This window comes from Vicinamibacterales bacterium (assembly GCA_035699745.1).
In the GTDB taxonomy this organism is placed as follows: Bacteria; Acidobacteriota; Vicinamibacteria; order Vicinamibacterales; family 2-12-FULL-66-21; genus JAICSD01.
On sequence record DASSPH010000093.1, the window covers coordinates 21,628 to 28,624 of the forward strand.

The following is a 6,997-nucleotide window of genomic DNA, read 5'->3' on the forward strand; positions in this document are numbered from 1 at the left end:
ACTTCCTGGCCTCATACCGCTGAACGCCGGGCCTGACGTTCTGTCATCGCCCGCCGCCCGACGGTCCCTGCGCGGTCCAGCAAGGAGGACGCATGGGCGACTGTTCTTCGTTCGATCGCTTCACTCCGCCATCACGCTGCCTGTCCGATAAGTTCATCCGGTAGCCAGAAGCGGCGTCGCTCGTCCGCCAAGGAGGGAACATGTACGAACAGATGTCACCCATCCAAGGTGCCCGGACGCAGGTGCGTCCACCCAACGTTCAGCGTGTGCCACAGGACGGTCCGATCCACAGCGGGTTCGTGATCGTCCGCCTTCGTCAGGGGCTCGCCACCGGCGACGGCGATGCGCTCATCGACGTCGCGCGGCGGCTGCAGCTGGCGGGGCTCGCGGGAGTGCTCCAGACTTTCGATCTCGCCGGCCGTCGCAGCATCCGCAGCCTGGGGGCTCAACGGATCCGCGAGCTCGAGCGGAAGGCGGCGGCCAGCGACTTTCCGCCGCTCCACAGCATGACGGCGTACTGGCGCATCGACATGCGCCACGCACCGGATCGCATCGAAGAGGTGATCAAGCGGTTGAGCTCGCTGCCCGAAGTGGACCGCGCCTATCGCGAGCTGTCCACCAGCGATCCGCTCGTCAACCCGGTGGACGACGACTACGCCGCCGATCAGGACTATCTCGACCCCGCTCCCGTCGGGATCGACGCCCGCTGGGCGTGGACGCAGGCGAACTCGGAGGGGGCGGGGATTGCGTTCGTCGATCTCGAGCAGGGGTGGTTCCCGAACCACGAGGATCTGGTCGGGAAGGGGCCGACGCTGATCTACGGCGACAACCGCGACGGCATCGGCTTCTACAAGGGGAACCACGGCACGGCGGTGCTCGGTGAAGTCATCGGCATCGACAATACGGTCGGGGTCGTCGGCATCGCGCCGGCGGTGACGTCGGTGCGCATGGTCTCGCACTACGACGCGGCCACCGACACGGCGCTGCACGTCGCGGACGCGGTGCTCGCCGCGATCGCGGCGATGACGCCGGGGGACGTGCTGCTCCTCGAAGTGCAGCGGGGCGTCGGGCAGCCGACCGAAACGGACGACGCCGACTTCGACGCGATCCGGCTCGCGGTGGCGAACGGGATCGTCGTCGTCGAGGCCGCCGGGAACGGCGACGTCGACCTCGACGCCTACACGGACGGCGGCCTGCAGGTGCTGAACCGCGGGAGCGCCGACTTCCGCGATTCCGGCGCGATCATGGTCGGCGCGGCGAACGCGGCCGTGCCGCACGATCGGGCCGGCTTCTCGTGCTTCGGGTCGCGCATCGACTGTTACGGGTGGGGCAACGGCATCGTCACCTGCGGCTACGGCGACCTGGACGACGGCGGCGGGGACGACAACCTCACGTATACCGACACGTTCGGCGGGACCAGCGGCGCGTCGCCGATGGTGACGGGCGCCGCGCTCATCGTCCAGGGGAGGTATGCCGCCACGGCCGGCACGCGGCTGTCGCCGACGCAGATGCGGACGCTGCTCGCCGATCCCGCCACCGGCACGGTGCAGGGACCGAACGTGGCCGGGCACATCGGCGTGATGCCGAACCTCCGTGCGATCATCGAGACGTCGCTCGGTCTGGTGCCCGACGTCTACATCCGCGACAACGCGTCCGACAACGGCTCCGTGCCGGCGGCCGGCGGCATCAGCACCAGCCCGGACATCATCGTCCGGCCGGCGGCGGTCGGCGATGCGAACGCGGAGTTCGGCGAGGGCAGCGGCACGGAGAACTCGATGACGCTCGGGTTCGAGGCCGAGGCCGGACAGGACAACTTCATCTACGTGCGCATGCGCAATCGCGGGTCGTCCGACGCGAACGGCGTCACCGCGACCGTGTACTGGAGCGAGGTGGCGACGCTGGTCACGCCGGCGTCGTGGCACCTGATCGGCACGACGGCGCCGGTGAACGTTCCGCAGGGGGACACGCTGGTGGTCGCCGCGCCGCTGATCTGGGCGTCCGGGCAGATTCCGGCGACGGGGCATTACTGCTTCGTCGGGCTGCTGCACCAGTCGCAGGATCCGGCGCCGCCGCTGCCGGGGCCGACCGACTGGGACGGCTTCACCGGCCTGATCCGGAATCAGAACAACGTGACGTGGCGGAACTTCAACGTGGTGGACGCGATTCCGGATCCGGACGGCGACCCCGCGGCGCTGCCGTTCGTGATTGCGGGCGCGCCCGACCGCGCGCGCGAGTTCGAGCTGCAGATCGTGCGCAACCTGCCGCGGGACGCGCGGCTGCAGCTCGAGGTGCCGCTCGGCCTGGCGGCGAAGCTGCGGCGCGGCCGCCTGTGGAAGGTGGCGATCGATCGCGAGCGGCGGATGGCGCTCATCGACCTGCCGCCGCTGCCGCGCATCGACCTGGGCGCGCTGCGGCTCGGCACGGGAGCGCGCTACCGTTCGCGGTTCGTCGTGCACGGCTCGGCGGGGCTGCGCGGCGGCGGCCACGGCATCGCCGTCCGGCAGCTGTTCGAGAAGGAGGAGGTCGGCCGGGTCAGCTGGCAGTTCCACGTGCGCTCGAAGGCGGATCATCATCGGCCGCGGAAGCGGGTGCAGGTGGAGTACAGCGACCTGGTGCGCAACAACCGCGTGGCCGGGGTGTAATCCGCGACGGCGGTGAGTACGGAGAGCGCGGGAGCGGGCGCGGCCGCTCCCGCGTTTCTTGCCAGCGGTTTCGCCCCTGTGGTACCATCGGAGCTTCTGCACAGCGGATTACGGCTGACTGGTCGAGCCGGTGTCCTCGGCAGGCGGGAATAACTCAGTGGTAGAGTGCGACCTTGCCAAGGTCGAAGTCGCGGGTTCGAATCCCGTTTCCCGCTCCAACCTTCGCCCGCTGACACGCGAGCGGGCTACGGTTGGCGAGCCCAACGTTGTTGCGAAGGTTGCCCACCGTAGCGTCGCAGACGCGAAGGTGGGCGGCAGGCCTTGAGAAATGCGTCGATCGATGGACACAATCGGTTCTTCCCGCTGTTGTCGCCGCGTCTAACGCCGCGGCCGGAACTCCCTCGTACAATCGATTCCGACCGGCGCCGTCGCCAAGTGGTAAGGCAGAGGTCTGCAAAACCTCCATCCCCGGTTCAAATCCGGGCGGCGCCTCCAACCTTCGCTCGCCTGACACGTGAGCGAGCGACGGTTGGCAGGCCAGCGAACGCAATCGACAGGCGAAGGTGGTCCCGCCGAAGTCGCGCCGCGACGAAGGCGGACTCCACTACGTTCGCGCTGCGCCCGCTATCGGCGTCTAGTCTTAGCGCGAAACCATCCTCTGAATTGTTCACTGTAGCGGTTCTCAGCTCACCGCGAAGCCGCGCGGTCACATCGTCCGGCCGAGCGGAGGCGTGAGCGACCCCGGCGGACCGGGCCCGGACCGTCTCCCGGGGGTTTTGTCCCCCCATGCCCCTCTGCGAGGGCTGCGATAAACTGACCTTGACGTTGACCGCAACCAGGGGGCGAGCGAGATGAAGGAGACCGAGCCGGTCATTCACAGCGACCCGGAGATCCTGGGCGGTACGCCCGTGTTCATCGGCACTCGTGTGCCGCTCGCGACGCTTCTCGATTACCTGGAGGCGGGGCAGCCCTTGTCCGAGTTCCTGGAGGACTTCCCGACGGTCACTCGGGAGCAGGCTGTAGCAGCCTTGGAGCAAGCCAAGGAGGCGCTCCTCGCCCGTGCGCGTCCTGCTTGACGAGTGCATTCCGCGTCGGCTGAAGCGAGAACTCGTCGGGCATGACGTGAAGACCGCTCCGGAAATGGGGTGGGCCAGCAAGAAGAATGGCGAGTTGCTCGCTTTGGCTGCAGTCGAGTTCGACATTCTCCTGACCAGCGATCGAAACCTTTCGCACCAGCAGAATCTGTCTGCGTTCGATCGCCGTCATCGTCTTGGTCGCCGGAAGCAACCGCATCGACGATCTGCGACCGCTCGTGCCGCGCGTCCTTGAGGCTCTTACGACTGTTCGGCGTGGCACAGTGACCGCGCTGAGAGCCTGACCCGCCATCCTCCAGCTTGTCGCTCTCGGGCGCTGATGCTGGCGGTAAATCGCTAGACACGAGCCACGGAGGCTCGACTGTGGAACTCGACGAACGACTGAAACACGGCATCGAAAGGCTTATCCTGCTGCCGGTGCGAGTCCGTCATCGCGCGCGAGCACGTAGAAAACATGCGGCGCGAGTTGCGGCGTTGGCGACGGTTCGACGCACACTCGAAGGAGCCAGCACACTGAAATCCGAGAGCGTGAAAACCGTGTTCAATGTCGGGATGTTCGTGCTCTTGCTGGATCAAGATCTGGCGTATTTTACCGACGACTTGATCACCGCAATCGGCGATCGCAAGCGAGCGTTCATTGCGAAGCACGAAGCGGTGTTGCTGTACGAGGCCGCAGAGGATCTGCCACAGTTGCTCGGTCGGGAGTTCCGCGGTGCTGTCACGGGAGTAGGCGCGTCAGATTCCCAGGTCGCTCGATTAAACGCCGTCACATCTGACCTGAATAAGTTCTGGCGGGAACACCGCGAGTTCCTCGGAAAGGTACGAAACACGTTGGGCGCCCATCGCGCCCATGACGCTCTCGAGTACTCACAGGGCCTCGATGAGCTAAAACCTCTGGAGGTCATGGCTCTCGCCGTCAAGCTCTCCGGGCTGTTGGAGGGCCTAATCGCAGTCCTGACCGACATCGCGAGTCTTACTGCCTCGCCTGCCGCGATTCGACGCGACATGATGGCGTCCAGAGCTGCGGTGTCACCGCTTGCCGTCGACGACCGGACTAGGCGTAACCTGTGATTTAAGGTACACGACGCAGGCCGCACCCGAACTCGCATGAGTTCGCGGGGGTCTTCATGCGATTAAAGCAAGTGCGTCTTGACGCATTCCGCCATTTTGTTGGGCAGCGATTGGATGTCGATCCGGACGTCACCGCCTTGGTTGGCCGCAATGACACTGGAAAGACTAGCTTTCTGTTGAGGTTTCTCCACCAGCATTTTTATCTACGAGTCAACCATGGTTCCGACTCCCCCAAGCTGCCGAACGCGTCGACGGAACCGATTCGCTTCTCGCTTGTCTGGGACACGGATGCGCGCGATAGCCCCCCCGCTCTTCAAAGCCTGTTTCGAGTCACTGATCGCGTCCGCCGTATCGAATCGAGATTCGACGGCGCTGTTCAACCAAGCGGAGCGTGGAGCTATTACGTAAACGATTCCTCAACGCCAACCGCCGAACCGCTGAAGGACCATTCAGCCTTCCCCAGGCCCCACTATGTCAACGTTGGGCCGCAGCTGACGCCGAGCGATCGAAACCTTCTGCCCACGATATTCGAGGCACAGCTGGTGGAGCAAGGACCGCCGTCCGCCGATCATTTGAGAACGGCCTTTCCGATTCCTGCCGAATCGCTGTTGTTGAAACTTGCCCACTTCGGTAGCACTACTCGTCGAAGTTCAGGGCGTGGCTATGAAGACCCTTGGGCACAGCCCCGTGCCACACCGGGGCCGTCTTTGGCGGAGCTTCGGGGGCGACTGGCGGACGTGAGTCGTGATGTCACGAATGAGATCAGGAAGTGGTGGCATGAGCCACCCGGGCTCACATTTGAGATCGCGGTCGGAGGGAGCGCAGAGCTGAATAGCTACGGCTTCGCATGGGAGGTTCGTACGGATTCTGGGCTGAGACTGCACGGTGCTGGGCTCACATGGTTCATCTCTTTCGTGTTGGAGGTCCTGTACATCCGAGCTGTAGCGGCGGAACAAACGCTGTTCGTCTTTGACGAACCGGGGGCGCCCCTGCACCCTTCTGCTCAGCGCGCCGTGCTGAGGATGCTGACGGAAGTCACCTCGACGAGTGGAAATCAGCTGATCTACAGCACGCACTCTCCGTTCATGTTGGATTGGAGTTTTCCGCAGCGCGTTCGACTGTTCGAGCGCGACTACTCGACCGGCCGAACGTCAATCGTGAACAAGCCGTACGCGCCGACCACGGGATTCGCTCGGATTTGGGATCCTCTGCGCTCGGCAATCGGTGTCACTTTGGGAGATGTGTCGCTCGTGGGTCGAGAGAACGTGCTCGTGGAGGGTGTTAGCGATCAGATCATCCTGGCCAACGCATCTGCATTCGCGCGATTGCTGGGCGAACCCCACCTGCCATTCCCCGAGATTTCAATTGTGCCGTACGGCGATGTTCCAGCTCTTGAGCGCCTGTTGGACGAAGCGGCGCGTTTGGGCGCCACGAACGTCGGTGTGGTCGATAGCGACGCCCAAGCGGCCTTTGTCGAGCCCGTCTATGTTCGGCGGCGAGTCGGCGCCGTTCGCCTCGACCGCTTTTCCGACACGAGCGCCGTTTCTGCCGCAATCGAGGACGTTGTCGGAGTAGACGACTACGTGCGCTGTGTGAACGCCTTCTATGGAAGCTTCACCTGGTTTCAGAGCCTTGATCCTCTCCGCGTAGCCACGGTTCGTGGCACTGCCACTTTGGGCAAGTGGCTGGAAGAGTACTTTGTGAAGCAGTTCGGCCGAAGCTTCAGCAAAGTGGCGGTCGCGACACTCCTCGCCGACTCTATCGAGTCGCTGTCGACACCTGCGCGGGTGCGGCTGTTTGGTTTGATTCGCGAAATTCTCCGTGTGCTGGGCCGCTGATGCCGAACACGCGGTGGCTTGTGGGCAGACGTTACCATGGCCCCGTGTCGACCTGTACCCGAACTGTGCCCGCGGCGGTCCGACCTGCGCCAAATCCAGCCAACGTCACACACGACGAGCACCGAGCCTCGATTCGCGTGGCCCTGCAAGACCTCCAGTCCCCGGGTCAAATCCGGGCGGCCCCTCCAACCTTCGCTCGCCTGACAGGTGGCCGGGCGACGGTTGGCAGGCCACGAGCGCGTCCGGGGGGCAAAGCCCCCCGGAAACGATTACACTAGGCCGCCATGAACCCATCCATCAGCAACGAACCGATTGCGTCGAACGCGAAGCGGCTCCTCTGGGCCGGCTTTCT

At 64.8% G+C, this 6,997-nt stretch carries 5 protein-coding genes and 2 tRNA genes; all 7 read left to right on the forward strand.

The window, feature by feature from the left end; translation table 11 throughout:
• The first annotated feature begins 266 nt into the window (after nucleotides 1-266).
• The 7 genes from VFK57_21830 to VFK57_21860 all read left to right on the forward strand — a co-directional run bounded on the left by VFK57_21830 (nucleotide 267) and on the right by VFK57_21860 (nucleotide 6,645).
• On the forward strand, nucleotides 267-2,642 hold the full coding sequence (locus VFK57_21830; GenBank protein ID HET7698372.1) for a S8 family serine peptidase: 2,376 nt from the start codon (nucleotides 267-269) through the stop codon (nucleotides 2,640-2,642).
• Nucleotides 2,643-2,785: 143 nt separating this feature from the next.
• A tRNA-Gly gene (locus VFK57_21835) sits at nucleotides 2,786-2,860 on the forward strand.
• Between the two features lie 203 nt (nucleotides 2,861-3,063).
• Nucleotides 3,064-3,137: transfer RNA gene (locus VFK57_21840), tRNA-Cys, on the forward strand.
• A 356-nt stretch (nucleotides 3,138-3,493) separates the two neighbouring features.
• On the forward strand, nucleotides 3,494-3,718 hold the full coding sequence (locus tag VFK57_21845) for a DUF433 domain-containing protein (protein ID HET7698373.1): 225 nt from the start codon (nucleotides 3,494-3,496) through the stop codon (nucleotides 3,716-3,718).
• A complete protein-coding gene (locus VFK57_21850) occupies nucleotides 3,702-3,971 on the forward strand; it encodes a DUF5615 family PIN-like protein (protein HET7698374.1) in 270 nt (89 codons plus the stop codon). The genes VFK57_21845 and VFK57_21850 overlap by 17 nt, the downstream gene beginning before the upstream one ends.
• Nucleotides 3,972-4,099: 128 nt before the next feature.
• Nucleotides 4,100-4,807 (forward strand): hypothetical protein, encoded by a 708-nt coding sequence (locus VFK57_21855; GenBank protein ID HET7698375.1) that lies wholly within the window; start codon nucleotides 4,100-4,102, stop codon nucleotides 4,805-4,807.
• A 71-nt stretch (nucleotides 4,808-4,878) separates the two neighbouring features.
• Nucleotides 4,879-6,645, forward strand: a complete 1,767-nt coding sequence (locus tag VFK57_21860; protein HET7698376.1) for an AAA family ATPase — start codon at nucleotides 4,879-4,881, stop codon at nucleotides 6,643-6,645.
• Nucleotides 6,646-6,997 lie beyond the last annotated feature (352 nt).

Coding starts and splice junctions, on each gene's coding strand:
- VFK57_21845 (HET7698373.1), top strand. CDS start 3,494: ATGAAGGAGACCGAGCCGGTCATTCACAGCGACCCGGAGATCCTGGGC.